At 59.2% G+C, this 24,819-nt stretch carries 24 protein-coding genes; 8 read left to right on the top strand and 16 right to left on the bottom strand.

The window, feature by feature from the left end; genetic code table 11:
• Positions 1 to 109: 109 nt before the first annotated feature.
• The 3 genes from eno to MWU51_RS08585 all read right to left on the bottom strand — a co-directional run bounded on the left by eno (position 110) and on the right by MWU51_RS08585 (position 2,889).
• The gene (gene eno / locus MWU51_RS08595) at positions 110 to 1,384 is read right to left on the bottom strand and encodes a phosphopyruvate hydratase (RefSeq protein WP_247036392.1); all 1,275 of its coding nucleotides are present in this window, start codon (positions 1,382 to 1,384) and stop codon (positions 110 to 112) included.
• A 72-nt stretch (positions 1,385 to 1,456) separates the two neighbouring features.
• The gene (locus tag MWU51_RS08590; RefSeq protein ID WP_247036391.1) at positions 1,457 to 2,347 is read right to left on the bottom strand and encodes a DMT family transporter; all 891 of its coding nucleotides are present in this window, start codon (positions 2,345 to 2,347) and stop codon (positions 1,457 to 1,459) included.
• 119 nt (positions 2,348 to 2,466) lie between these two features.
• Positions 2,467 to 2,889, bottom strand: coding sequence for a Fur family transcriptional regulator (locus MWU51_RS08585; RefSeq protein WP_247036390.1), 423 nt, complete (start codon positions 2,887 to 2,889; stop codon positions 2,467 to 2,469).
• Positions 2,890 to 3,125: 236 nt separating this feature from the next.
• Here MWU51_RS08585 and MWU51_RS08580 point away from each other — a divergent pair, with 236 nt between their 5' ends.
• The gene (locus MWU51_RS08580; protein ID WP_247036389.1) at positions 3,126 to 3,776 is read left to right on the top strand and encodes a TetR/AcrR family transcriptional regulator; all 651 of its coding nucleotides are present in this window, start codon (positions 3,126 to 3,128) and stop codon (positions 3,774 to 3,776) included.
• Positions 3,777 to 3,801: 25 nt separating this feature from the next.
• On the opposite strand, the gene MWU51_RS08575 is transcribed toward MWU51_RS08580, so the two are convergent.
• From MWU51_RS08575 to MWU51_RS08540, 8 genes are all read right to left on the bottom strand, one after another.
• Positions 3,802 to 5,058 carry a sodium:proton antiporter gene (locus MWU51_RS08575; RefSeq protein WP_247036388.1) on the bottom strand — a complete coding sequence of 419 codons (1,257 nt, stop codon included), beginning with the start codon at positions 5,056 to 5,058 and terminating at the stop codon, positions 3,802 to 3,804.
• Between the two features lie 92 nt (positions 5,059 to 5,150).
• The gene (locus MWU51_RS08570; RefSeq protein WP_247036385.1) at positions 5,151 to 5,849 is read right to left on the bottom strand and encodes an endonuclease/exonuclease/phosphatase family protein; all 699 of its coding nucleotides are present in this window, start codon (positions 5,847 to 5,849) and stop codon (positions 5,151 to 5,153) included.
• Between the two features lie 49 nt (positions 5,850 to 5,898).
• Positions 5,899 to 7,308 (bottom strand): protein adenylyltransferase SelO, encoded by a 1,410-nt coding sequence (locus MWU51_RS08565; protein ID WP_247036383.1) that lies wholly within the window; start codon positions 7,306 to 7,308, stop codon positions 5,899 to 5,901.
• Positions 7,309 to 7,338: 30 nt separating this feature from the next.
• Positions 7,339 to 7,785 carry an N-acetyltransferase gene (locus tag MWU51_RS08560; protein WP_247036381.1) on the bottom strand — a complete coding sequence of 149 codons (447 nt, stop codon included), beginning with the start codon at positions 7,783 to 7,785 and terminating at the stop codon, positions 7,339 to 7,341.
• Positions 7,782 to 8,720, bottom strand: a complete 939-nt coding sequence (locus MWU51_RS08555; protein WP_247036378.1) for a nucleoside hydrolase — start codon at positions 8,718 to 8,720, stop codon at positions 7,782 to 7,784. Before MWU51_RS08555 ends, MWU51_RS08560 begins: the two co-directional genes overlap by 4 nt.
• A 9-nt stretch (positions 8,721 to 8,729) precedes the next feature.
• Complete coding sequence (gene xth, locus MWU51_RS08550) at positions 8,730 to 9,509, bottom strand: exodeoxyribonuclease III (protein ID WP_247036376.1); 780 nt, start codon at positions 9,507 to 9,509, stop codon at positions 8,730 to 8,732.
• Between the two features lie 64 nt (positions 9,510 to 9,573).
• Positions 9,574 to 10,767 carry an NAD(P)/FAD-dependent oxidoreductase gene (locus MWU51_RS08545; RefSeq protein WP_247036373.1) on the bottom strand — a complete coding sequence of 398 codons (1,194 nt, stop codon included), beginning with the start codon at positions 10,765 to 10,767 and terminating at the stop codon, positions 9,574 to 9,576.
• Positions 10,768 to 10,807: 40 nt separating this feature from the next.
• The gene (locus MWU51_RS08540) at positions 10,808 to 11,131 is read right to left on the bottom strand and encodes an iron-sulfur cluster assembly accessory protein (protein ID WP_247038777.1); all 324 of its coding nucleotides are present in this window, start codon (positions 11,129 to 11,131) and stop codon (positions 10,808 to 10,810) included.
• 135 nt (positions 11,132 to 11,266) lie between these two features.
• Between MWU51_RS08540 and MWU51_RS08535 the strand changes: the two genes are divergently transcribed.
• From MWU51_RS08535 to MWU51_RS08505, 7 genes are all read left to right on the top strand, one after another.
• Positions 11,267 to 12,409: a deoxyguanosinetriphosphate triphosphohydrolase gene (locus tag MWU51_RS08535; RefSeq protein ID WP_247036371.1), complete on the top strand. Its 1,143-nt coding sequence runs from the start codon at positions 11,267 to 11,269 to the stop codon at positions 12,407 to 12,409.
• Positions 12,410 to 12,556: 147 nt separating this feature from the next.
• The gene (argS, locus tag MWU51_RS08530) at positions 12,557 to 14,278 is read left to right on the top strand and encodes an arginine--tRNA ligase (protein WP_247036369.1); all 1,722 of its coding nucleotides are present in this window, start codon (positions 12,557 to 12,559) and stop codon (positions 14,276 to 14,278) included.
• 104 nt (positions 14,279 to 14,382) lie between these two features.
• Entirely contained in the window at positions 14,383 to 15,579 is a 1,197-nt protein-coding gene (locus MWU51_RS08525) for an SPOR domain-containing protein (RefSeq protein WP_247036367.1), read from the top strand.
• A gap of 1 nt (position 15,580) precedes the next feature.
• On the top strand, positions 15,581 to 16,612 hold the full coding sequence (locus MWU51_RS08520; protein ID WP_247036365.1) for a glycoside hydrolase family 3 N-terminal domain-containing protein: 1,032 nt from the start codon (positions 15,581 to 15,583) through the stop codon (positions 16,610 to 16,612).
• Positions 16,599 to 17,393, top strand: a complete 795-nt coding sequence (locus MWU51_RS08515; RefSeq protein WP_247036362.1) for a ScpA family protein — start codon at positions 16,599 to 16,601, stop codon at positions 17,391 to 17,393. The genes MWU51_RS08520 and MWU51_RS08515 overlap by 14 nt, the downstream gene beginning before the upstream one ends.
• The gene (gene scpB / locus MWU51_RS08510) at positions 17,383 to 18,069 is read left to right on the top strand and encodes an SMC-Scp complex subunit ScpB (protein WP_247036359.1); all 687 of its coding nucleotides are present in this window, start codon (positions 17,383 to 17,385) and stop codon (positions 18,067 to 18,069) included. The genes MWU51_RS08515 and scpB overlap by 11 nt, the downstream gene beginning before the upstream one ends.
• Positions 18,070 to 18,151: 82 nt before the next feature.
• Positions 18,152 to 18,373, top strand: coding sequence for a hypothetical protein (locus MWU51_RS08505; RefSeq protein ID WP_247036357.1), 222 nt, complete (start codon positions 18,152 to 18,154; stop codon positions 18,371 to 18,373).
• A 149-nt stretch (positions 18,374 to 18,522) separates the two neighbouring features.
• Here MWU51_RS08505 and MWU51_RS08500 read toward each other — a convergent pair whose 3' ends face one another.
• The 5 genes from MWU51_RS08500 to MWU51_RS17135 are packed head-to-tail and all read right to left on the bottom strand — an operon-like array spanning position 18,523 to position 24,809.
• Positions 18,523 to 19,734 (bottom strand): catalase family protein, encoded by a 1,212-nt coding sequence (locus MWU51_RS08500; protein ID WP_247036356.1) that lies wholly within the window; start codon positions 19,732 to 19,734, stop codon positions 18,523 to 18,525.
• Positions 19,735 to 21,189, bottom strand: coding sequence for a hypothetical protein (locus MWU51_RS08495; RefSeq protein ID WP_247036354.1), 1,455 nt, complete (start codon positions 21,187 to 21,189; stop codon positions 19,735 to 19,737). It abuts the gene before it with no gap.
• Positions 21,186 to 22,487: a hypothetical protein gene (locus MWU51_RS08490; protein ID WP_247036353.1), complete on the bottom strand. Its 1,302-nt coding sequence runs from the start codon at positions 22,485 to 22,487 to the stop codon at positions 21,186 to 21,188. The genes MWU51_RS08495 and MWU51_RS08490 overlap by 4 nt, the downstream gene beginning before the upstream one ends.
• The gene (locus tag MWU51_RS08485) at positions 22,484 to 22,936 is read right to left on the bottom strand and encodes a hypothetical protein (protein ID WP_247036352.1); all 453 of its coding nucleotides are present in this window, start codon (positions 22,934 to 22,936) and stop codon (positions 22,484 to 22,486) included. The genes MWU51_RS08490 and MWU51_RS08485 overlap by 4 nt, the downstream gene beginning before the upstream one ends.
• Positions 22,926 to 24,809, bottom strand: coding sequence for a GMC family oxidoreductase (locus MWU51_RS17135; protein ID WP_247036351.1), 1,884 nt, complete (start codon positions 24,807 to 24,809; stop codon positions 22,926 to 22,928). Before MWU51_RS17135 ends, MWU51_RS08485 begins: the two co-directional genes overlap by 11 nt.
• Between the last annotated feature and the right edge of the window lie 10 nt (positions 24,810 to 24,819).

Here is a 24,819-nt window from a genome sequence, read left to right as displayed (position 1 = left end):
CGGCATTCATGCGATGACTGTTTGGCTTGGATGCGCGCTTAAAGAGCGCATTTCAAGCAGCAAAGGCCGGAGCAACGCCCCAGCCTTTGTGTATTTTTTGGTGTTTTGCCTACTTCAAGATCGACCGACCAGCATATTCGGCGGTCACGCCTAGCATTTCCTCGATCCGGATCAGCTGATTGTATTTTGCCAACCGGTCTGACCGCGCCAGCGAACCTGTTTTGATCTGACCGCAATTGGTGGCAACGGCAAGGTCGGCAATCGTCGCATCTTCGGTTTCGCCAGAACGGTGGGACATCACGTTGGTCATCCGCGCGCGGTGGGCCATATCGACGGCTTTCAGCGTCTCGGACAGGGTGCCAATCTGGTTGACCTTCACCAGCATTGAATTTGCCGCGCCCTTGGCGATGCCCTCGGCCAGACGTTCGGGGTTGGTGACGAACAGATCGTCGCCAACCAGTTGGATCTTGTCGCCCAGAAGCTTGGTCAAGGCGACCCAACCGTCCCAGTCATCTTCCGACATGCCATCTTCGATCGAGATGATCGGATAGTCGTCGCAGAGTGCCTTCAGGTATTGTGCGTTTTCTTCCGAGGTCAGCGATTTGCCTTCACCCGAAAAGACATATTTGCCGTCCTTGTAATACTCGGTCGCAGCGCAATCGAGCGCCAGATAAATATCTTCGCCCGGCGTGTAGCCCGCTTTCTTGATCGAGCTCATGATAAAATCGAGCGCATCACGGGTCGATCCGATGTTGGGCGCAAAGCCGCCCTCGTCCCCGATCCCGGTGGACAGGCCGGCGGCGGAGAGCTCTTTTTTCAGGGTGTGAAAGACTTCTGATCCCATGCGCACGGCTTCACGGATATTTTCCGCAGCGACCGGCATGATCATGAATTCCTGAATGTCGATCGGGTTGTCGGCATGTTCGCCGCCATTGATGATGTTCATCATCGGCACAGGCAACACGCGGGCGGAAGCGCCGCCCACATAGCGGTAAAGCGGCAGGGCAGACGCATCCGCCGCGGCTTTGGCAACAGCCAGCGAGACGCCCAGAATCGCGTTGGCCCCAAGGCGGGCTTTGTTCGGCGTGCCATCCAGCTCGCACATGGCTGCGTCGATGGCTTCCTGTTCGGTCGCATCAAAGCCCACCAGCGCATCGGCGATCTCGCCGTTGACGGCTTCAACCGCTTCCAGAACGCCTTTGCCCATATAGCGCGCCTTGTCGCCATCACGCTTTTCAACGGCCTCATGCGCGCCAGTCGAAGCGCCCGACGGAACGGCCGCCCGGCCCAGCGTGCCATCGTCAAGGATCACGTCAACCTCAACGGTCGGGTTGCCCCGGCTGTCCAGAATCTCGCGGGCAAAAATATCGACGATGATGGTCATGTTAGCGCTCCCAATAAGAAGAAAACTTCAGTTGAGGCTCTTTAGCGCGTCCGGGGCGTTACGACAACAGCCTTACGCAGGGTCCGCAGCGACTTCACGCATCGCATGTCGCTCTCGCAGGAAGGTATAGATGCCGGTGCCGATGACGATACCGGCCCCAAGATATGTCCAGATGTCCGGGCTTTCGCCAAATATCAGGATGCCAAGAAACATTGAGAAAATCAGCCTGGCATAGCGAAATGGCATGATGATCGAAGTTTCGGCGATCCGCATTGCCAGAACAATCGCGTAATACCCGGACACACCAAAGACGATGGCCCCCAAGATCAAGAACCACTGGATGCCCGCAGGCATGACAAAAGGATCAAAGAAAAATGACATAGCCATACCAGCGGGGATCACCGCCACGAAGCCGAAAAATGCCACACTGGCAGATGGGATGGTTGGATCCATCTGGCGCGTCAACAGGTCCCGCAAAGCGATGCCGAACACGGCGGCAATCGGCAACAAAGCGGCGATTTGAAACCCGGCCGCGCCAGGGCGGATGATGATCAATACCCCCAGGAATCCAATTGCAATGGCTGTCCAGCGACGCCAACCAACCTGTTCACCCAGAAACAATGCGGCGCCAGCCGTGATCGCCAGAGGTGTCGCCTGAAACACAGCTGCCACCGTCGAAATTGGTACCAGCGACAAGGCCGTGATGAAAAACATGGCGGAAACAGCTTCGGATGCGTTGCGCCACAACATGACAGGCGAGCGCATGTCGCGATGCACAAGTGGGGCAAGCGTGCCGCGCTGAATATAGGTCAACGTGGCAAAAGCGATCGCACCGCCAAGCCCAAGCATGATCAGAACCTGCGATACGGGCAGACCCTGCGACATCGACTTGATGAAGGTATCTTCGACTGCAAATGCAGCCATTGAAAGGGTTACAAGAATGATGCCGCGGATATTTTGCATGGTGAACTGGCGTCTTGAACAAGAAGGGAGAGGGCAGTCCGGCGACAAGACCCGGTTTTGCGAGCCAAGGCAAGATGTGATCCGTGATGCTCTGGATCATTGGGAGTGATTGGTTGCTGCTATCTCTTGTCTTTCTTTCGCACGCCATAAAGTTCCAAACGGTGCCCCTTTAGCTTGTAACCCAGCTTGGCGGCGATCTTTTCCTGCAAGGCTTCGATCTCTGGGTCGAGAAATTCAATCACCTGTCCGGAAGTCAGGTCGATCAAATGGTCATGGTGATCGCGGTCCGCACTTTCATAGCGTGCGCGCCCGTCACCAAATTCGTTTTTGACGAGGATCCCGGCTTCTTCAAACAGCTTCACGGTGCGATAAACCGTCGCCAATGAGATGCGGCTGTCCAGACCTGCCGCGCGGGCATGCAGTTCTTCGACGTCGGGGTGGTCGCGGTGCGCTTCTTCCAGTATTTGTGCGATCACCCGGCGCTGCCCGGTCATGCGCAGGCCCAACTCCTCGCACCTTTTCAGAATGGATGGTTCGGACATTCGCCCTCCGATACTCGATCTGCTTGCCCCCTTATGCCGTGAAATCGGCGCGGGGGGAATGCTCAGTTGGCAGCGAATGGAAGCAGATCGTACTTGTCGACAGATTTCGGGCAAAAAACATGGGACGTGTTTACCTAGGGGTAGGACCTCCAGACCTTGCCAAGCAGGCTCCAACGGCCAATACTTGTTTAGATGCGACGGTCTGGCCGCGCGTAAGACAGGAATGGCAGATCCATTTGACAGGGAAGACTAGCAGACGTGCCCGGTCCGAGGACCAGAAGGTCCAGCGGCATGCAGCGATCCTGAAAGCTGCGCGCGATTTGATCGAAGAACGCGGATTTGACGGTGTCACAATGAACGCCATGGCCGAACGTACCGGTCTCGCAAAAGGAACGTTGTATCTGTACGTCCGCTCTAAAGAAGAGCTTTTTCTTCTGTTGTTTGACGAGGCGTTGCGGGAACTGGTTGACCGGTTCGTAAACGAACAGAATCTAAGTGCGGATCCATCTGAGTTGGCGGGTTTGCTGACACATCTATCACAAAGCACACCCCTGTTTTTGCCTCTGTTCGCCCGGTTGGTTGCCGTGATCGAGGCCAATGTGGCCGATGAAGCATTGTTCTCAGCCAAACGAAGCATGTTGGCAGAAATGGAGCGATTTACCATTTATCTCGCTCAGCTCATGCAGTTGACGCCTGAAAGGGCACAGTTGGCGACGCGCACTTTGATGAATGTTCTACAAGGCGCGGCGCAATTTAACCTGACCGCGGATCGCGACCCCGAAGGCTTGCCAGATGACATGCGTGAGGCCTTTGCAATCAACGAGTTTTCACGAAATTTCCGCCCGGCTGCGGAGCTGATCCTTGGGGCGTTGGTAACCGATCGGTAAAACTGCTTGGATTGAAGACGCGCTCTTACATCAACTCCGGTTCACGACCCAGCCGCTGTGCAAGTGGCGCGACCGTCAAGCCTTGCACAATGATCGAGAAGACGACGATGATATATGTCGCTGTCAGGATGATCGGCTTCCATTCGCTGTCTGGCAGGCTTAACGCCAACGCGACCGAGATGCCGCCTTTCAGACCGCCCCAAGTCATGATCGGCACAACACCCTTTGAGAAGCTGCGGAACGGCCTTAGCAAGATCACCGGCACGGCGACAGCTGTCAGGCGGGCAAACAGCGCAAGAATGATGGACAGAACGCCAGCTGTTACGGCATCCGTTGCGAAGGCGACAGCGAAAACCTCGAACCCGATCATCAGGAACAGAACGGCGTTCAGAATCTCGTCAATCAGCTTCCAGAATGCATCGACATAGCGGCGTGTCTCTTCGCTCATTCCGTGTTTGGTGCCGACATCGCCAATCAAAAGGCCTGCACAGACCGCCATGATCGGACCCGAGACATGTAGGACAACGGCCAGTTCGTAACCACCAAACGCCAACCCCAGGGTCAACAGAACCTCAAGCGAGTAGTCGTCAATGCGGCGCATGACGCGGAAGGTCAGCCACCCAAGGGCAACACCCAGCAAGGCCCCGCCAACGGCCTCTTGAAAGAACAGGCTGAAAGCGGCTTCAACGCTGGGATTGGTGGCATGGTCGCCATGCCCGGACGGAAAAGCCAGCCCCACCAACACCAGAAAAACAACATAGCCGACCCCATCGTTGAACAGGCTTTCCCCGGCAATCTTGGTTTCAAGTGACTTTGGCAGATTTGCGTCACGTAAGACGCCCAGAACCGCGACTGGATCAGTGGGCGAGATCAATGCCCCGAAGACCAGCGCGATCAGAAGTGGTGCACCGGTCAGCCAACTGAAACCGACTCCAACCACAACCGTGGACAGTGCGACGCCCATTGTGGCCATCAGGAAAACCACACCCCATTGCGCCCGCAGATCATGAATTTTGACATGCAAAGCGCCGGCAAACAGCAACAGGCCCAACATTCCCTCAAGCAATGTGTCCGAGAAATCCAGACTTGCGACGGTGCTGCGCACTTGATCGGCTACGCCCATTGCCGGGATCAGGAAATCCAAGCCCATCAAGGCAAGCGAGGCCATAAGCGACACCAACAAGATACCGATAGGTGAGGGCAGCTTCAGGAAGAGGTAGTTGATCGACCCAAACGCTCCGGCCAGAACGATCAGAAGCGAGGTGATTTGAAGGATATTCATGCGGGCGTCCAGCGGTTTCCGGTTGTCATACCATGCTGTTTGTCGATGACAAATGCTGAAACTTCATGCTCTGATGCTCCGACCAGGGGCCATCAACCTTTCACGCGCACATGTGCCCAAACTGGCAAGTGATCAGACGCGACCTTGGCCAACGGCGACTGATCGACGCCTGCATCGCGCAATTCGACTCCCTGACTAAGCGCCACCCGATCCAGCGCCGCAACAGGGCGCGCGGCGTGAAAAGATCGACCGGGCGAGAAGACGTCAAACCGGTGTTCCAGCGGCTCGAACCCACGTTTCGGTGACCATTCGTTGAAATCCCCCATGATCGCCGTGGGCAAGGGTGAATGCGCCAGTTTCTTTGCCAATTGCCGCATTTGCTGATGGCGATACGGGCGCAAAAGACCCAGATGGGTACCGACAAGTTTTAGCCGTCCTTCAATTTCGACTGAAACCGCGCCACGAGGCTCAAGCCCCGGAAGTTCAAGCTGTTCGGCGGCATGAAAGGTCAGGCCCTTACGAATAAGAATCGCATTTCCATGGCTTCCCAGTGAAACGCCCTTGCGGTCATAAGGAACGACCACGAAATCTGTTTCGTCTGCCAGAAGGTGATGCGGCAGGGCTGTGGGGCGCGGGCCAAGGCGGCGGTCGGCTTCTTGCAAGACCACGACATCGGCGTCGAGATGATTGATCACGTCCAGAATGCGGTGCGGGTCACGCCGTCGGTCAAGCCCGATGGCTTTGCGCATGTTGTAAGTGACCAGCTTCAGGTCGAAGGCATCGGGTTCCATGACGTCAATCTAGTAAAGACAGCCGTGTATTTCCAGAAGTCACGCTGCCTTAGGTTCCGCAGAACGTGCGCAGCACGCGTTCATCCGGCTTCGGCGGCGTGGCAAGGTCAAGGTCTTCGGGGTTTGGATCAAAGGGGCGGCTCAGGGCATCGACCAACCGATGGAATGGGGCGTGATCTCCATCAATACCGGCCTGAATGACCTCTTCCACCCGGTGATTGCGCGGGATCAGGACAGGGTTGGCGGCGCGCATCGTTTTTTTAGGGTCACGCGGCTCCCGCTCCAACCGTGCTGACCAGTCGGGTGCCCAACTGTCCCACGCTCCGTCATCTGTGATGTGCGCGCTGGCGTCGCCGTGGAATAGGGCGGTGAATGTGGCGGTGAAGTCAGCTTGCGAGCTGGCCATACGAGATAGAAGCCCGGTTATTAGAGCTTCGTCACCGTCTTCATCGGTGATCAGACCGATCTTGGCACGAAACAGACGCATCCATTCGGGGCTGAAATGATCGGCGAAACTTTCCAAAACCCGTGTCGCTTCCTCGGCCGCATGGTCGGGGTCGCCATCAAACAGCGGCAGAAGCGCGGTTGCAAGTTGGGCAAGGTTCCAGACTGCCATATTGGGTTGCGCCTGAAACGCATAGCGCCCTTGCTGATCTATGGATGAAAACACCGTACGCGGGTGATAGGCATCCATGAAGGCACAGGGTCCATAGTCGATGGTTTCACCCGACACGGCCATGTTGTCAGTGTTCATCACGCCGTGGATGAAGCCCAGGCTCATCCATTTTGCAACCAGTCGCGCCTGAGCGGCGACGACCTCTGCAAGGAAAGTGAGCGGTCCATCGGCTTGCGGATAGTGGCGTGCAATGCAGTGTTCCAGCAACAGGCGCAAGCCAGCGGTATCGCCGCGCGCCGCAAAATATTGAAAGGTGCCGACGCGGATGTGGCTGGCGGCCACGCGCATCAGGACGGCGCCGGGGTAACGGCGTTCGCGTTGAACGCCCTCGCCGGTCAGGGCTGCGCCAAGTGCGCGGGTGGTGGGAACACCAAAGGCATGCATCGCCTCGGACACGATGTATTCTCGCATGACTGGCCCAACCCAGGCCCGCCCGTCGCCGTTGCGGCTGTAGGGTGTGACGCCGGAGCCCTTGAGCTGAATATCCCGCCGCCCGAAATCGCCGGTGACCTCGCCCAGCAAAATCGCACGTCCATCACCAAGACGTGGCACCCATCCGCCAAACTGGTGTCCGGCATAGACCTGAGCAAGCGGCTCAGACCCCGGCAAAAGGAAATTGCCCGTCAGAACCTCTGCGGTCAGGGTCGCGGGGTCCAGCCCTAACGCACGTGCAAGGGCGTCGTTGATACGCAGAACCTGCGGCTGCGCGACCGGAACGGGCGGCAGTTTGGTAAAAAACCTGTCGGGCAGGCGGGCATAGGAATTGTCAAAGATGTCGCGCATTGCCCCAACCTTAGCAGAGTTATCAGGTCGCTACATCACCCGCGTCATCAAGTGATAGTGATTGCGGGATCGAAAGCCGATCCGCTCATATAGCAGTCGGGCGCGGTCATTGTCGGCTTCGACCTCCAGATGCATTGCACCCACGCCTTGCTCGGACAATGCGCGCACCAGCGCCGCCAATGCCTCGCTGCCCATACCACGCCCACGCACCTTTTCGCGGACATAGATTTCGTCAAGAAAGGCATCCAGCCCGCCAAATTCGATCGACCAGCCAAAGGCAACGGCGATGTATCCAACCGGTGCTACTCGCGGCCCGATCATCCAGATTGCCCCATGTGGCGAACCGTCTAGCAAAGGAACAAGCGCGCCGCGTCGCGTGTCTTCATCTTGTTCAATGCCACTTTGGGCGTGAAACCCGGCGACAAGCGGCATCAGCCGATCTAGATCCTCGGGGGTGGCAAGGCGCAGGCTGCTCATAATCGGGCGATCCTTTCGGTCAGAAGGGCGAAGAAAGCGTCGCTGTCCAGATCCCCGACGAACAACGCGTTGGGTGCATGGACGGTTACGCCCCACCAATCGGCCACGGTCATGCCCATGGTCAGCTCGGATTGGGTCTCGATCTGCACATTCACATGCCGCCCTGAAAACAGGTCCGGCTGGATCAGATAGGCGATGACGGTGGGGTCGTGCAGCGGTGCGCCGTCCGAGCCATATTTTTCCTTGTCGAACCGTTCGAAGAAATCCGTCATCTCGGCGACCGCGTGGCCCACGTCACCCGGCAGGGCGCGGAAAGCGTCATTCCGGGCCTTCGTCACCAGCGCCTTGTGGGTCACATCCAGCGGCATCACGACCAGTGGGACGCCGGACCTGAATACGATATCAGCGGCTTGCGGGTCGACATAGATATTGAACTCGGCTGCCGGGGTGACATTGCCCACCTCGAAATAAGCGCCGCCCATCAGGACGATCTCCTGCACCTTCTCGACAACATCAGGCGCGCGTTCAAAGGCGGTGGCGATGTTGGTAAGCGGCCCGAGCGGGCAAAGTGTCACGGTGCCCGGATCATGCGCCCGCAAGGTGTCGATGATGAAATCGACTGCGTGCTGGTCTTGCAATGGCATCACCGGGTCGGGCAGAACCGGGCCGTTCAGGCCTGTCTTGCCATGCACATATTCCGCCGTGACCAAGTCGCGGCGCAGCGGGCGATCACAGCCCGCGAACACCTTGGTGTCGGGTTTGCCCGCAAGCTCGCAAACGATCCGTGCGTTCTTGGCCGTAAGCGCCAAGGGCACGTTTCCGGCGACGGCGGTGATGCCCAGAACCTCGATATCCTCGGGGCTGGCCAAGGCCAGAAGAATGGCCACTGCATCGTCCTGGCCAGGGTCGGTATCAATGATTATTTTTCTTTTCATGTCAGGTCCTTATGCCGCTAACTCAACCCAGATCGGAACGTGATCCGACGGCTTTTCGCGTCCGCGTACATCCTTGTCAATCTGACAGTCGGTCAGAAGATCGGCGCATTCTGGCGACAGCAGGAAATGGTCGATGCGAATACCATCATTGCGCTGCCACGCGCCGCGCTGGAAATCCCAAAAAGTGTAGTGTTCGCGGGCTTGATTGCGAGCGCGGAAGGCTTCGGTCAGGCCAAGGTTCAAGATCTTGCGCCAAGCCTCGCGACTTTCGGTTCGGAAGAGCGCGTCGTCGATCCAGGCCTCGGGGTGGGCTGCGTCTTCGGGCTGGGGAATGATGTTGTAATCCCCGGCCATCAGGAACGGCATCTCATCCGCCAGCAATTCCTCGGCTCGGGCACGCAAGCGGTCCATCCACGCCAGTTTGTAATCGTATTTCGGCCCCGGCACCGGGTTGCCGTTGGGCAGGTAGAGGCCACAGATGCGCACCGCGTGATCGCCCACGACCGTCGCCTCGATATAGCGTGCCTGTTCGTCGTCGTCGTCACCGGGCAGGCCGCGCGTCACATCCTCCAGCGGCAGCTTGGACAGAAGCGCCACACCATTGAAGCTTTTCTGTCCGTGGGTTTCGACATTATACCCTTTGTCCTCAAAGGCTTCGCGCGGGAAATTCTCGTCGATCGACTTGATCTCCTGCAAGATCGCCACATCAGGTTGCGCCTCGTCCAGCCAGTCCATCAGCGCGGGCAAACGCGCTTTGATACCGTTGATGTTGAAACTGGCAATTTTCATGAAGCCCCTCCTGTGTTTGGCGGCCAATGTGGGCGCAAACGGACGGGGGTGCAAGCGATGGGTTTCAGGCCTCGGCGATATGCTGCCCGGCGGCGTGGGCGCTGGACCACGCCCATTGAAAGTTGAACCCGCCAAGCCAGCCTGTCACATCCACGCATTCCCCGATGAAGTAGAGGCCGGGGACGGTTTTTGACATCATGGACTTGCTGTCGATCCCTTTGGTGGCGATACCGCCCAGCGTGACTTCGGCGGTGCGATAGCCCTCGGACCCGGACGGGGTCAGCTTCCAGTCAGACAATTGGTCGGTCAGCGCGCGCAACGCGGTGTCTGACTGGTCTGCCAGACGCGCAGTCATGTCGAACTGGTCGGCCCAGTCCGTCGTCAGAAACTCCACCAGACGTGCAGGCAGATGGCGCGCCAGTTCGGTCGAGATCTGTCGCCGCCCCTCGGCCTGCCGTTGATAGCGGAGCGTGGTGAACAGGTCGCGCCCGCCGGTCAGGTCAATATGGATTGGTTCACCCTCGCGCCAGAAGGATGAGATTTGCAGGATCGCAGGCCCGGACAGACCGCGATGGGTGAACAGCATCGCCTCGTCAAAGCACGCACGGTCGGTCCAGACGCGGACGGGCAGTGACACGCCTGACAGGGCGGCAAAGCGGCCTTCGGGGAAGGTCAGGGGAACGAGTGCAGGGCGTGGTTCGATGACCTCGTGGCCGAACTGGCGGGCGATGTCATAGGCAAAACCGGTTGCGCCCATCTTGGGGATCGACTTGCCGCCCGTGGCAAGGACGAGGTTGCGGCAGGTCAATGGACCCGCCGTGGTGTCCAGTGCGAAGCCGCCATCTGACTGGGTCACAGTTTCAACCGAGGTGGACAAACGCAACTCGGCCCCTGCATCCTTCAGGTTCCGAACCAGCAGGTCTATGATTTGCGTGGATTTCCCGTCGCAAAACAATTGCCCAAGCGTCTTTTCATGCCACGCTATCCCGGCGCGGTCGATCATCGCGATGAAATCCCATTGGGTGTATCGTGCGAGCGCGGATTTGTGGAAATGCGGGTTCTGGCCGGTGAAATTCGCGGGTTCCGCGTGCATATTAGTGAAATTGCAGCGCCCACCGCCTGAAATTCGGATTTTTTCGCCGGGTTTGGCGGCGTGGTCGATCACCAGCACGTGCTTGCCGCTCGCTGCCGCGAAGGGTGCGCAGAAAAGCCCAGCCGCGCCCGCGCCAATGATTATGGTGTCCCAATCGGTATTCATGGGCTGCACCTAGCCAATTCAGTCGGCAATCGGAAGGGGATTACATCGAGAAGGATGTGCCGCAGCCGCAGGACGCCGAGGCATTCGGATTGTTCACAATGAACCGCGCGCCAATCAGCTCTTCGCTGAAATCAATCGTCGCGTTAGCCAGAAACGGCAGGGACACCTCGTCCACCACCACTTGTTCGCCCGCGCCTGCCAGCACAAGGTCGCCCTCGGCTGGGTCGTCCAGCGAAATGTCATATTGAAACCCTGAGCATCCGCCACCTTCAACGGCCACCCGCAGGGCTTTGCCTTGAGCACCCGCGCCGATTTCGGCCAGACGCGCGAATGCGCGGTCGGTGACGGTAGGGGGTAGGGTCAGGTCCATTGGAATTCCATTTCATGTTCACGCCAAAGGGAATATAGGGGTGCCACGGGCGCGCGACAAGACGCCTGGAAGGTGTGTTTGGGACGGGACATCCCGGTGTGCCAGCGGTGACAGGCAGAAGGGGGCAGTATGCTCGCCATTTATGCAACCCATCCCGGTGGCAGCCGGGGGCGGCTCTATGACGAAGGCGAAAGCGCCTTTCGCGAACCGTTTCAACGAGATCGCGACAGGATCATCCATAGCTCCGCTTTTCGCAGGTTGAAGCACAAGACGCAGGTGTTCGTGGAACACGAGGGCGATTATTTCCGAACGCGGTTGACCCACTCGATCGAAGTGGCACAGGTGGCACGCACCATAGCAGGTGCGCTGGGGCTGAACAGTCATCTGACCGAGGCCGTGGCGCTGGCCCATGATCTGGGACACACACCCTTTGGGCATACGGGCGAAGATGCGCTGGACGCGATGATGGCCCCCTTTGGCGGCTTTGATCACAACGCGCAGGCGTTGAAGATCGTGACCTCGCTGGAACGTCACTATGCGGAATGGGACGGGTTGAACCTGACATGGGAAACCCTTGAAGGGATTGCGAAACATAACGGACCCGTGACGGGCGATCTGCCACCTGCACTGGCGGAATATAACGCGCGCCACGATCTGGAACTGCACACCCATGCAGGCGCCGAGGCACAGGCCGCCGCGCTGGCCGACGATATCGCCTATAACAATCACGACCTGCATGACGGGTTGCGCGCGGGACTGTTTGACATGGATGAGATCGCCGAGCTCCCGATTGTCGGACCCGCAATAGCCGAGGTGGATGCGCTTTATCCCGGTCTGGATGCAGGCCGCCGTCGACACGAGGCACTGCGCCGGGTGTTCGGCGTGATGGTCGAAGATGTGCTGACCACCTCGCAGGCTTTGTTGGAAGAGGCAGGGCCTCAATCGGTCGAAGATATTCGTGCATTGGATCATGCGGTCATCCGGTTCTCGCCTGCGCTGTGGGCAGATCTGAAGGTTATTCGGGAATTCCTGTTCACGCGTATGTATCGTGCGCCATCGGTTGTAGCGATGCGCGAGCGGGTGACACGGGTCGTCGAAGACTTGTTTGCACATTATCGTGCAGTCCCCTCCGATCTGCCCGGCGAATGGCGGGCCGAGATCGAAGCTGCCACCAGTGACCGCCGTCTGGCGCGTCTGGTGGCGGACTACATTGCCGGGATGACCGACCGTTTCGCCCTTCAGGAACACAAACGGTTGGGATTGGGGGGCTAGGGGGCGCTGCCCCCTCGGGACGGTGTCCCTCACCCTTGGGATATTTTGAGCCAGAAGAAACCGGCTAGCCTGTGTTCCATCGCTCGCGTTGCTTGACCTTTGGAGCGGGGCTGCTAGGAGTGCGGCGGAGAGAAAAGGACCATACCCATGAACTTGTTTGCCGATATTCGCAGCCTTGTCATCGACGCGCTGAATGCGATGGTTGCCGAGGGTGCATTGCCCGAGGGGCTGAGCTTTGACAACGTGGCGGTCGAGCCGCCGCGCGATGCAGCCCATGGGGATATGGCAACCAATGCGGCGATGGTTCTGGCCAAGCCCGCCAAGATGAAACCGCGCGATATTGCAGAGGCGTTGACAGAAAAGCTGGCCGCCGATGATCGCATCAAAGTGGCCGAGGTGGCCGGGCCGGGTTTTTTGAACCTGCGGCTGGATGCATCAATCTGGGCAAAACTGGTTGAGGACATTCTTGGTGGTGACGGTTATGGCCGCTCGTCCATGGGGGCGGGGCAGAAGGTAAATGTGGAATATGTCTCGGCGAACCCGACCGGTCCTTTGCATGTGGGCCACACGCGCGGCGCGGTGTTCGGCGATGCGTTGGCGAGCCTTCTGGATTTCTCGGGTCACGAGGTGACGCGGGAATACTATATCAACGATGGTGGGGCGCAGGTCGATGTTTTGGCGCGCTCGGTCTATTTGCGGTATCTGGAGGCACATGGTCAGGAGGTGGCGTTCGAGGACGGCACCTATCCGGGCGATTATCTGGTGCCTGTCGGGCAGGCGTTGAAAGACAAGGTGGGCGATGCGTTCGTTGGCAAGGGCGAGCAATTCTGGCTGGCTGAAATCCGTGAGTTCGCGACCGACAAGATGCTGGACCTGATCCGCGAGGATTTGGCGATGCTGGGGGTGAAGATGGATGTCTTCTTCTCGGAAAAATCGCTCTATGGCACAGGCCGGATCGAAGATGCGTTAGGGGCACTTGAGAGCAAAGGCTTGATCTACGAAGGCGTTCTGGAACCGCCCAAAGGCAAGAAGCCCGAAGATTGGGAGCCGCGCGAGCAGACTCTGTTCAAATCCACCGATCACGGTGATGACGTGGATCGCCCGGTGAAGAAATCGGACGGTAGCTGGACCTATTTCGCGCCTGACATTGCCTATCACTTTGACAAGGTCGAACGCGGATTTGACGCGCTGATCGACGTGTTCGGTGCCGATCATGGCGGCTATGTCAAGCGGATGAAGGCGGCGGTGTCGGCACTGTCGGATGGGCGGGTGCCGTTGGATATCAAGCTGACGCAGCTTGTGAAGCTTTACAAGAATGGCGAGCCGTTCAAGATGTCGAAGCGGGCGGGGACGTTTGTGACCTTGCGCGATGTGGTCGAGCAGGTGGGGTCGGACGTGACCCGCTTTGTCATGCTGACCCGCAAGAACGACGCGCCGCTGGATTTTGACTTCGATAAGGTGTTGGAGCAAAGCCGCGACAACCCTGTGTTCTATGTGCAATACGCTCATGCGCGCGTCCGCTCGGTTCTGCGCAAGGCCGAGGATCAAGGGATCACCTTTACCAACACACCCGAGATCGAGGATGAGGCGGAGATCGCCGTGGCCAAGAAACTTGCCGAATGGCCCCGCCTTGTTGAGATCGCGGCACGCACGCATGAGCCGCATCGCATCGCCTTCTACCTCTATGAACTGGCGTCCGATTTCCACGCCTTGTGGAACCGGGGCAATGACAAGCCGGAACTTCGCTTCCTTCAGGATGGCAAGAAAGACTCATCAGCGGCGAAAATTGCCCTGCCGCGCGCGGTAGCCGTTGTCATTTCGTCAGGCTTGGGTATTTTGGGCGTCACACCTGCGGAAGAAATGCGCTGATCACAAGGGCAGCTTTGGCAGGCAAGAGGTTGACGCAGTAACCGGAACGGGACGCAGACAGAGCCAGTAATGGCCGGTGCGTTTGCATCCGGAGGTGAGGCATTATGGCAGAAGCGAACTGGGGTCCCGGGACCCGTCAGGCAACGTTCAACAATCAGTATGATCAGGGCTATGCGTCACCGCATCGGGCCGAGCCGCCGTTGGTGGCTCCGACACGTCAGGCAGCGCCGCAGTTCGTGCATCAAGCCACGTCGCAGTATCTTCATCCCGCCCATGGTGGACCGCAAATGCATCCATCGCAGCATCCCCAAGGTGGTTATGACGCCCCGATGGCAAACATGGCTGAAGATGAGCCGCAAACCCACACACCTTCTGCGCCCGGTGGGTTCGGTACGTTGGTCAACTATTCCGGTGCGGTCTTGTCTCTGGCATTGATCGTTGGCCTGGGTGTTTGGGGGTATAAGCTGGCAGTGCGCGATGTCACGGGCATTCCCGTCGTGCGGGCGCTGGAAGGACCTATGCGGGTGCAGCCGGACAACCCTGGCGGTCAATCCGCAGCCCATCAGGGCTTTGCTGTGAATGACGTGCAATCTGAAGGTCAGGCTGCAGCGCCAGCTGACCGTCTGGTGCTTGCGCCCGCGCCAGAAGACCTTGCGGACGAAGATATGACAACCGAAGTCGCAACCCGCACCGATACCGCGCCGGGGGCAGAACTGCCGTTGCATGAAGCCTCTGCCATCCTGCCGGACGCTGACTCTGCTTCGGTTGATCCCGTAGCGGCGGCGCTTGCGATTGCCGAACAGATCGCAGCAGATGTTGAACCACTCTCGGGAGCCGCGTCGGAAGAGACGACACTGGCATCACTTTCGGACGCAACTGCGGCCTTGCCCGACGCCGCTGCGGTGAAAATCATTCCCGCCTCGGTTCCTGGTGTAAGCCAATCGCCGCGCCCAACAGGCCGTCCGGCTGATCTGACCACACGTGTCGCCGCCACGCCTCCTGCTGCTCCCGCCGTGGTCGCGACAGAGGTTGCGCCGGATCAGGTCGCTGCGGGCACTCGGCTGGTTCAGCTTGGCGCGTTCGATAGCGCCGATGTTGCCCGTGCTGAGTGGAACCGTTTGACGACGCAGTTTGAAGACTATTTTACCGGCAAATCGCGTGTGGTCCAAAAAGCCCAATCTGGTGGTAAAACCTTCTATCGCCTTCGAGCTGTGGGTTTCGAAGACCTTGCCGATGCGCGTCGCTTCTGTTCGGTTCTGATGGCTTCAAAAGCGGCCTGTATTCCGGTTGTGAATCGCTGAGATGCAAAGCCCGGGCGCGTATATTTTTGGATGCGAAGGGCCGCGGATATCACAATCCGAGCGTGATTTTTACGAACGTGCCCAGCCGTGGGGCTTCATTCTGTTTGCCCGCAACATCGAAAACCCTGATCAAATTCGTGCACTGACGGCGGAACTGCGCGGTGCCGTTGGACGGGACGTGCCGATCTTCATTGATCAAGAAGGTGGTCGGGTGGCCCGGATGACAGGCCCGCATTGGCGCGAGTGGCTTCCAGCACTGGATCAGGTGAATTTCAACAAAAGTGATGCTTTGCGCACGCTTTACATCCGTTATCGCCTGATCGCTGACGAACTGCTGGCGGTTGGAATCGACGGCAACTGCGCGCCGGTAGCCGATATTGCAAACACCGATACCCATCCGATCTTGCGCAATCGCTGTTATGGCGAGGACGTGGTGCGTGTTGCTGAACGGGCGGGGACCGTGGCGCAGGCACTGTTGGAAGGCGGTATTCTGCCCGTCGTCAAACACATTCCCGGACAGGGGCGCGCCAATCTGGACAGTCATCAGGAATTGCCACGCGTTAAGACCAAGACAAAAGAACTAGGGCGCACTGATTTCATGGCGTTTGAGCCTTTGGCGGGATTGCCCATCGGGATGACTGCACATGTGGTTTATGAAGACATCGACGCAGAAAACCCAGCGACGCAAAGCCCGATAGTCATCAATCTTATCCGGGAACAGATCGGATTTGAGGGTCTTCTGATAACTGACGATCTGTCGATGGAGGCGTTGGACGGTCCGCTTTCGCTTCGGGCACGCAGATCGCTTCAGGCCGGATGCGACATGGTTTTGCACTGCAACGGTGTGTTGGAGCAGATGGAAGAAGTGGCCGATGCCGCCGGAGAGCTGACGGGGCCTGCGTTGGAGCGCGCCAATGCTGCGCTTGAATGGCGGCGCACGCCCGATCCTGTTGACATTTCCGCGCTTGACGCAGAGTTTCAGACCCTGATGACAGGTCAGAGGTCTGAACAGGCGACGGATGAGCGAGACTGAAGAATTTGAAAGCGACGCGATGTCGGTCTCGGCGCGTCTGGCGGCCGAGGCACTGATCGTCGATGTCGAGGGGTTCGAGGGCCCGCTTGACCTTCTTCTGACGCTCAGCCGCACCCAGAAAGTCGACCTGCGCAAGATCTCGGTCCTTGAATTGGCCGAACAATATCTGGGATTTGTCGAGAAAGCGCGTCATCTGCGCATCGAACTGGCGGCGGATTATCTGGTGATGGCCGCGTGGCTGGCGTTTCTGAAATCTCGCCTGTTGTTGCCCCCTGATCCATCCGAAGACGGCCCGTCCGGCGAAGAACTGGCCGCCCATCTTGCCTTCCAGCTAGAGCGATTGCAGGGAATGCGTGATGTCGCCGCCAAGTTGATGGCGCGCGACCAGTTGGGGCGCGACTTCTTTGCGCGCGGCATTCCCGAAGATGTCACTCGTGTGCGCCGCGTGACCTATACCGCGAACCTTCTGGATTTGATGCAGGGTTACGCCCGCATTCGCACCAAAGATGAATTTCGCCCCTTTATCATGGACCGGGATGCGGTGATGACCATGGAACAGGCGCTGGATCGGATGCGCGGGTTGATCGGCTATGCGGGCGACTGGACCGATCTGACTTCGTACTTGCCGGAAGGCTGGGAAACCGACCCGGCCCGCCGCAGATCTGCCACAGCGGCAAATTTCGCAGCCACGTTGGAACTGGCCAAACGTGGCGCGGTTGAACTTCGACAAGGCGATGTATTCGCCCCCATTCAAATCCGCAGGAAATCGAATGACGGATGATGTAACGCGTGATGATGTGACGGGCGAAGGCCGTGCGGATGCGGCAAATGACAGCTTGTTCGAAGCCCCACCGATGGGCGAACAGGAACGCATGGTCGAGGCCATCCTGTTTGCGTCTGCTAATCCAGTGACGGTGAAAGAGCTTGAGGCGCGTATGCCCCATGGCGCGGATGCTGCAGAAGCTCTGGTGTATCTTCGCAAACGATACGAGGGGCGCGGTGTCTCGGTGGTCAAGGTGGGCGATGCCTGGGCGATCCGAACTGCGCCGGACCTTGGCTATCTTATGCAAAAAGAAACGGTTGAGACGCGCAAGCTGTCGCGCGCGGCCATCGAAACGCTGGCAATCATCGCCTATCACCAACCCGTCACCCGGGCCGAGATTGAAGAAATCCGCGGCGTGTCCGTTAGTCGTGGCACCATCGACCAATTGATCGAGATGGAGTGGATCCGTTTCGGTCGCCGCCGGATGACGCCGGGCCGACCAGTGACATTTGTTGTGACGTCTGAGTTTCTGGACCACTTCGGGCTGGAAAGCGCCCGCGATCTGCCGGGTTTGAAGGAGCTGCGCTCGGCCGGGTTGCTGGAAAGTCGACCGCCGCCCGGTGCAATGCCCGGCCCGGAAACCGACGACGAAGACGAAAGCCCCGAGGGCCAGTCCGAGTTGTTCGAAGATTGATGCTATCTGCGACCAATCTTTGAAACGACGTGAAATTGCCCGAGTTTACAGCTAACATCCGACCAAAGGGCAGGAGACAGATATGAACGCTAACCAGATCATCAACATGATCATCCGGCAGGTGACTCGCCGTTTGGTCAACAAGGGTGTCGATATGGGGATCGATATGGCCTCGCGCCGGGGAAAGCAGCGCGAACAGATGACAGACGAACAACGCACCCGCGCCGACAGTCAGGCCGGACAAGGCAAAGACATAGCTAAACGCGCCCGCCAATCGCGAAAGCTGACCCGGCGGCTGTTCTAGCACGGCAGGCCGCTGGTCGTAGAACGCGACGGATGCGGTATTGACTAGTCATTTGCATGACGTTCCGGAGACGTAGCAGGACAGATCGTCAGACCGCTACATGATGTTGTCCAGCGCGTAGCAGGTCCTGTGACCAAGGATGCCACCGATCAGCCATTTGCAGCATCGAATTGCTCTTCCCCCGTCGGTTCGACATGCTCCGTCCGGTTCATGTGCTGCCGAAACGCAGCCAGTTCCTGATACATCCGCCGCCGCGCGCGGCTTTGATTGCCCAGCGGGCGATGGTCGGGCAGGGCGTGCCATGGATTGATGCGCATGCTACGGGCAAAGGCCATCTGCGCGGGGGTGTCGAAGTCCTGTATGGGAATATGTATCCGCGCGACCGGAATCCACGGTGACAGGTCTTCGGGCCACAGGACCGAGGCATCTTCGATTGGCATCAGGTGCGGGTCGGTCTGGATCTGCACGACCATGTCAAATTCGACCGCCTGCGCACGCAAGGTCCGGGCCATGTTGTCGCGCAGATAATTGGGCGGTACGCGGCCAAAGGGCACACCGGGAATGTCCATTGGCACATCCGTTCGCGGGACATAGGAATAGAGCATCGCCTGACCTTCTCCCAACAGATACGGCACACAACTGTAGTAGCGTTGCCCCAGCGGATTATACTGCGTTTCGTTCCACAAGCCCTGCATCAGGAAGTCGAGTAAATGGCTGTCTTTCGGGTTGAGAAAGTACCAAAGCGGCTCGTCGATGGTGCTCCAATATTGCAGCTTGGCGTTTTCGCGGGCGTCGGGGGTGACGAATGTGGGGGTCACAACGGCGGGCCAGTCTTGCGTGAACTTTTCTTCGTCCATCAGCTTCGGGCCGGGCACGTCCATCAGTTTGACTGACATCGAACCAAAGCCCACATCGCGAATGTCTTCGGGCACATCCGGGCCGGGGCCAGCGTATCGGATATAAGCTGGATAATCGCGTTCGGTCGCAAACACTCCTGTGCGCAGATGGTCGGGCAGGTCAGGCAACACGGTGAAGGTTGCGCGGACCAGACCATGTGTCTTGGTGTTTCCACCGCGCTCATAGGCACCCGGCTGAAAATGCAAGTTCATCTGCTCGCGCATTTCGTCGATGATGGTTTGCAGCGCTTCCTCTTCCCAATCGAATATCTTCTCCTCGGCCAAGGCCAACCCAAGATCCGGACGCTTTCGGTTCTTCATCCGCTGGATCCATCTGGCCAGCGGCGCGCGAACCAGATCGTTCAGGCGGCGGCGAAAGAACGGTTCCAACCGCCGCTCGATTTGCAGGCCGACCTGTGTGGCGCGGTGGAACAGGCGGCGAAGGGGGACTAGGATTTTTCGCATTCAGACCTCTTGTCTACCATGGCGGGCTATGATGCGTAGGGCGCTGAGACCCGGCAGGAAGAAGTAGCCACCGCCTTTAACGGTCACGAATTGGGGCAGGGGGGCAAGACGCTGTCCGGTGCCCGAAGGCGTCTGAATGGTGAACCCGTCACTGGCCACGCCGCTGAAGGGTTGACGATTGCCCAGCAAGGGGTCGGCCTCGCCCGTCAGACCGTTGAAGGTGGGCGACGCGATCCACGCATTTTGCACAAACTCGAACTGGCGCACCAGATCGGCGCACAAGCAGATGAAAAACAGCCCGCGTGCGTCCGTCGGTGCATCTGGTCGCAAGGCAGCTTCGGGCGTCAGCGAGCTGCCATAGGCCCGCCCGCGCCGCACCAGTCGGTGAAAACGGGTCGAGGCGATAAGGTCATGCCGCCCCGGCAGCTTGTCGCGTCGCCTGCGAAATCCCAGCGTGCTTAGAAGCCAGCCAAGCCGCCCCTGACCGCGATGTGGCTGATCGCCCGTGCGCGGATTGGCGCGGCGGATATGTGCACCCAGCGGACACGAGGTGCCATTCACGTCGTCGTCATAGGAGAAGTCGTTCTTGCGCGGAGATCCCGCGATGTCGTGTCGGTCGTGGATCAGGGGGGTGCCATCGCGTCTGCGCCCGACCATTTGCGCCGCCAACAGCTCGCGCTGTTCGTCGTTGCCACCCGTTGCCTTGTCCAGATAGTTCCAGAACCCCGGTACGTCCTGCGCCAGTTGTCGCATCACCAGATAGCTGCCGTTGCGCCCCAGATCGGCTTCGGGCAAGTCCGCGCGTTCGTCATATTCGTTGCGATACCCCAGAACGAGCTCACCGGGTGAAATCAAGTTGCTGAAATCTTCGCGCCCGTGTTTTGCCGGGGGGCGGGCGTCTTGCCAGTCGATCTTGGGTTCCGAGATTCCGTCGCGAAACCCGAACGGCTCAAACCCGTCATTGGGGCGGGTGGGGAAGCTGTGTCGTTCTTTGAAGGCGGCGAAAAACGAAGAATCTAGGATCTTGTTTTTCCACGCGTTCAATCCACCTTTGCGGGCATAGAGCATGATTAACAGGTGCGAGTCCGCCCCTTTCCAATCCCACTCTGACGGCGCATTTGCATCGGTGTCGCCCAACCGGCGCGATCGGCTATCCTCGCCCGATATGCCGGATAGGAAAGGTTGGGAGAACCCAGCAATATGCCCTTTATCCAACCCCATCGCGCGCAGGCCTGTCGCGGTGAACGCCACCTGCAAAGCGATCTTGGGCGGGGCGTCAAGTGTCTCTGCCGACGTCACAGGCGCCTGTTCCAGCCATTCGCCGGCTGCCTTTGGATCGCGGATCGTGCACAGGATGAACGCTGCTTCGACCAAAGCACCATGGCCAAAACGGATCAGGCCCTGCATGTCGTCAAAGGCGACCGGTTCGTTGGATATGTCGGGTGCGCGGGTCATATCTTGGCCAACCAGTTGCGCAAAGCGCGCGCGCCGTCAGGACGCACCTCAAGACCTCTGCGAATTTCGCTATGCCGCGCAAGATCGCGGGCGCTTAGGCCGGGGTAGGCCTTGTACCAGACCTGCGTAGGCAATTGACGGTTGCGCAAATAGCGCTTGAATTTCACCTCTTGGGCCGCACCACCCTTGATCAGGAACCGTGTGGTCGGATACCCAACACCGTTTGAGAACACGAGATTGAGCCCCCATGCCACCTTATTCACGAAATCATCCATATAGCTTTCCAGCGCCCCGTCGTAATTGCTGCAAAACATCACACGGCGCTTGTCATCGACAAAAACCCAGCGCGCGAAATGGATTGTTTGAACCCGCGTCAGATACCCCCGGCCATAGATGTGCCTTGCCGAATAATTCAACAAATACAGCGCGACAGTTGTGACAGAGCGGCGGAACCATCCGGGCTTTACATCCCCAAAGGCCGAGAACGGGTTGGTCACATCGTGATCCTCGTATCGGCCCAGATCAACGATGTGGTCATCATCGGGACGAGGCAGGATTTCCGGGTCGGACCGTTCGGCCATCCGCAGACGCAAGAGAAAAAGCGGCGACAGCAGCACAAGCAGTGGCGACAAAAGCAAGACAAGAAGGGGCAGGCTGATCAGGTCGAGTTTATCGATGAGCCATTCACCCCATGTCGCCCGCACAGGCTGGGTCAAGTGCAATCGCCCGCTGGCTTTCTGACGCGCGACGAACTCGGTCAGATGGCGGTGCAAGCCGAAGGCGTCCGCATTTCCGTGTGACTTGACGATCCCATCCAGCTCATTATGCAGGGCGGCGGCCAGCGCGGCCTCTTGCCGGATCTGTGCGACCGTACGCCCCCGCATGTTTACATAATTGGCGGCTTCCTCGACGTTGTGATCTTCCATCCAGCGCAAAAGGTCCGTGCCGTGATGTACGCCTTCGCAATGGCTGAAAATCTCGGACAACCCGTCGGCGCAGCGGGTGACAAGTTCACGCAGGAACACATCGCGATCCCCGTCCACATCGCCCAGAAACGCCAGCGCCAGGGGGTAGGGGCGCGGCGAACGGCCATAGGCTTCGACATCACGCCAGGTGTTTGACTGCACCAAAAAGAACCGCGCTACGTGCAGTTGATCAAACTGCCCAAACGGCACAAGGGTGTTGTCAGGGTCGGCAAACCCCGGTTTTACTGTCATGCTTTCCAGCAAGGACACGAGCCCTTGCGCCCGGCCTTCGGTGACCGGGGCAAGAATGAAGAATGTGTCCTGCCCAGTCATTTACCGTTGTCTTCCACTTTGAATTCAAGTGCAAAATCGATCAGTCGTGTGTCGTCCCAATAGACCTTGCCCAAATAGATGCCCGGTCCGATCTGGCGGATCTCGTCACGGATCCATTGCGCCACGATCGAGGTGTCGGAATAGTCCAGCACGATGCAGTCCTTGCCATCCAGCCAGCTTTTTTCGACATAGACCTTGGCCAGAATGGCGTTCAGCCCGAAGGGCAGGATGCGGTTTTTCAGAACCTGTTTGTCGCTGTCAAAGACCTTTCCTTGCCACGCAAACCCATTGATGAAACGCGAGATCAGTGGCGTGAATCGGGTGCCCGGCGCGATAATTGCCGTGCCTTCAGCCTCGCCATCCGGAATAGGACCTGCAGGTACGCTCGAGAACAAATCATCCAGCGCGTCCTGCTCCATATCCATCAATGTGTCGATATCATGTGCCATAGTGCATCTCCTCTCGTTCGGGGTGGGATTGCGCGTCTTGCAGCAGCATCTCGGCCGTTTTTTCGCCAACCATATAAACAGCGGACGCGATGAAAAATCCGGGGATGCGTGGAAAAACGGAAGCATCGGCCACGCGCAAGCCTTTGGTGCCGTGCACCCTTAAGCGGCTATCCAGAACGCCGCCTTGATCCGCAGGGCCGATGGGGCAGGAACATGACGCATGGTGACCCCAGCAGTTGTCGCGCACGAACTGTGCAATCTCGGCATTGGTTTGCACGTCGGGGCCGGGGATTTCTTCTGCGGCGATGCGGCCGGAGTCGTGTAGGGGCTGGCACAGTTTGCGGACGAATTTGACACCTTCGACGACCGCCGACAGGTCGTCCGTACCCCCGTCCGGGAAATAGTTGAAGTCGATCAGAGGCGGATCGCGCGGATCGGCTGACGCCAGCGTCACCCGGCCCGCCCGGTTCTGCGTATGCGCCTTCAGCACCGCCCAGCTCAGATGGTTGCGACTTTGGGCCAGATCGGCGGCATAGCCGGGATAATACCCGCTGAACCGCCCCAGAAGCGCCATACAGAACAGGTCGGGCAGAATCTGCGCCTCGGACGATCTGCGAATGATCCCCAGCGCCGCTCCGTTTGTGGCATACATCCCGTCACCACGGGTCTGCCATTGCTGCCACAGCGCGTCCCCCTTGGCATATCGGCAGTCTTTCATGCTGTCCCAACAATCAAAAGCCATTCGGTTGACCACCGCGACCTCGTATCGGTCCTGCAACGACCGCCCGACACCGGGCAAGGCGACCTTCGGCGTGATCCCGTGGGGGACAAGCTCGTCCGGGTCGCCGATGCCCGACAGCATCAAAAGCTGCGGCGTGTTGAACGCGCCACCGGCCAGAATGACCTCGCGCCCGGCCAGCGCCTGCCTGGGTTCGCCCGGCGCATCACTTGGGGCGGCGTGGGCGCGATAAAGCCGCGTACCTTTCAGGTATTCAACTCCGATGGCGCGGTTGTCATCATCCAGCAGCACGCGCGTCGCCAGCGCGTCCAGCTCCACCGTCAGCCGGTCGGGATGGCGGCGTGCCACGTCCAGCACCCGCTCGCGCGTGCCCACCCGCACGCCGTTTTGCGTGGTCAGCGGCGTATAGACCATGCCGACCGCGTCATCCCCGATGCGGTCGCGGTCATTGGGGTCGGCAGCGCTGTTGGCAAGCCAGCGCAGGCGCTTCAGAAACCCCGGCGCCGATCCCCAGCTTTCGCGCAAGGAATTTCGCAGCATGTCCATGATATCGTCGTCCCGAATGGCCGCGCGCGGGATCGCCTTTTCTGTCGGCAACCAGCCGTCAAACCCGTGGCCGGTGCGGTCGATGCCAAGGCTGTGCAAGACGCGCTGCACCGGGCGGTGACGGCAGTTTTCAAGCCGCCGGAAGATCTTGTGCATCGCCGCAGGCGACCAGCTGTCATCGCCGGTCAGATCCGCGATCCCCTGCCAGTCGGCGTTGTGGGGATACATGAAGATCATCGCGTTGTGCGCCGTGCAACCCCCCAGCGTGCCCGCGCGGGGGTACAGCACACCCTCTGGCCCTGCCTTCGTGTCGCGCGCCTGTTGGTCGGCATCCGCGTGGTGGGTGACGTTAAAATCCCAGCGCAGCGCGGCGTTCTCGGTTGCAAACGGGTGAAAGGCGGGCACGTCGTAATCGTCGGGCAGCCGGTTTCCCGCCGCCTCCATCCCGCGCACGTCACCCTTGGCGGATCGGGGGTCGCCGCCAGCCTCAAGCAACAAAACCCGCATACCGCGTTCCGCCAGCCGCGCGGCCAGTGTCCCGCCGCCAGCACCCGAGCCGACGACGATGTAGTCATGCGCCGCGCCCACCGCCCCGCCC

The sequence above is a fragment of the Aliiroseovarius sp. F47248L genome (assembly GCF_023016085.1).
Classification (GTDB): Bacteria; Pseudomonadota; Alphaproteobacteria; order Rhodobacterales; family Rhodobacteraceae; genus Aliiroseovarius.
This window is presented reverse-complemented; position numbering and strand designations above follow the sequence as displayed.

What these genes read in the sequence shown, in the direction of transcription:
- eno (WP_247036392.1), bottom strand. Translation starts at nt 1,384, where the DNA reads ATGACCATCATCGTCGATATTTTTGCCCGCGAGATTCTGGACAGCCGG.
- MWU51_RS08590 (WP_247036391.1), bottom strand. Translation starts at nt 2,347, where the DNA reads ATGCAAAATATCCGCGGCATCATTCTTGTAACCCTTTCAATGGCTGCA.
- MWU51_RS08585 (WP_247036390.1), bottom strand. Translation starts at nt 2,889, where the DNA reads ATGTCCGAACCATCCATTCTGAAAAGGTGCGAGGAGTTGGGCCTGCGC.
- MWU51_RS08575 (WP_247036388.1), bottom strand. Translation starts at nt 5,058, where the DNA reads ATGAATATCCTTCAAATCACCTCGCTTCTGATCGTTCTGGCCGGAGCG.
- MWU51_RS08570 (WP_247036385.1), bottom strand. Translation starts at nt 5,849, where the DNA reads ATGGAACCCGATGCCTTCGACCTGAAGCTGGTCACTTACAACATGCGC.
- MWU51_RS08565 (WP_247036383.1), bottom strand. Translation starts at nt 7,308, where the DNA reads ATGCGCGACATCTTTGACAATTCCTATGCCCGCCTGCCCGACAGGTTT.
- MWU51_RS08560 (WP_247036381.1), bottom strand. Translation starts at nt 7,785, where the DNA reads ATGAGCAGCCTGCGCCTTGCCACCCCCGAGGATCTAGATCGGCTGATG.
- MWU51_RS08555 (WP_247036378.1), bottom strand. Translation starts at nt 8,720, where the DNA reads ATGAAAAGAAAAATAATCATTGATACCGACCCTGGCCAGGACGATGCA.
- xth (WP_247036376.1), bottom strand. Translation starts at nt 9,509, where the DNA reads ATGAAAATTGCCAGTTTCAACATCAACGGTATCAAAGCGCGTTTGCCC.
- MWU51_RS08545 (WP_247036373.1), bottom strand. Translation starts at nt 10,767, where the DNA reads ATGAATACCGATTGGGACACCATAATCATTGGCGCGGGCGCGGCTGGG.
- MWU51_RS08535 (WP_247036371.1), top strand. Translation starts at nt 11,267, where the DNA reads ATGCTCGCCATTTATGCAACCCATCCCGGTGGCAGCCGGGGGCGGCTC.
- argS (WP_247036369.1), top strand. Translation starts at nt 12,557, where the DNA reads ATGAACTTGTTTGCCGATATTCGCAGCCTTGTCATCGACGCGCTGAAT.
- MWU51_RS08525 (WP_247036367.1), top strand. Translation starts at nt 14,383, where the DNA reads ATGGCAGAAGCGAACTGGGGTCCCGGGACCCGTCAGGCAACGTTCAAC.
- MWU51_RS08520 (WP_247036365.1), top strand. Translation starts at nt 15,581, where the DNA reads ATGCAAAGCCCGGGCGCGTATATTTTTGGATGCGAAGGGCCGCGGATA.
- MWU51_RS08515 (WP_247036362.1), top strand. Translation starts at nt 16,599, where the DNA reads ATGAGCGAGACTGAAGAATTTGAAAGCGACGCGATGTCGGTCTCGGCG.
- scpB (WP_247036359.1), top strand. Translation starts at nt 17,383, where the DNA reads ATGACGGATGATGTAACGCGTGATGATGTGACGGGCGAAGGCCGTGCG.
- MWU51_RS08505 (WP_247036357.1), top strand. Translation starts at nt 18,152, where the DNA reads ATGAACGCTAACCAGATCATCAACATGATCATCCGGCAGGTGACTCGC.
- MWU51_RS08500 (WP_247036356.1), bottom strand. Translation starts at nt 19,734, where the DNA reads ATGCGAAAAATCCTAGTCCCCCTTCGCCGCCTGTTCCACCGCGCCACA.
- MWU51_RS08495 (WP_247036354.1), bottom strand. Translation starts at nt 21,189, where the DNA reads ATGACCCGCGCACCCGACATATCCAACGAACCGGTCGCCTTTGACGAC.
- MWU51_RS08490 (WP_247036353.1), bottom strand. Translation starts at nt 22,487, where the DNA reads ATGACTGGGCAGGACACATTCTTCATTCTTGCCCCGGTCACCGAAGGC.
- MWU51_RS08485 (WP_247036352.1), bottom strand. Translation starts at nt 22,936, where the DNA reads ATGGCACATGATATCGACACATTGATGGATATGGAGCAGGACGCGCTG.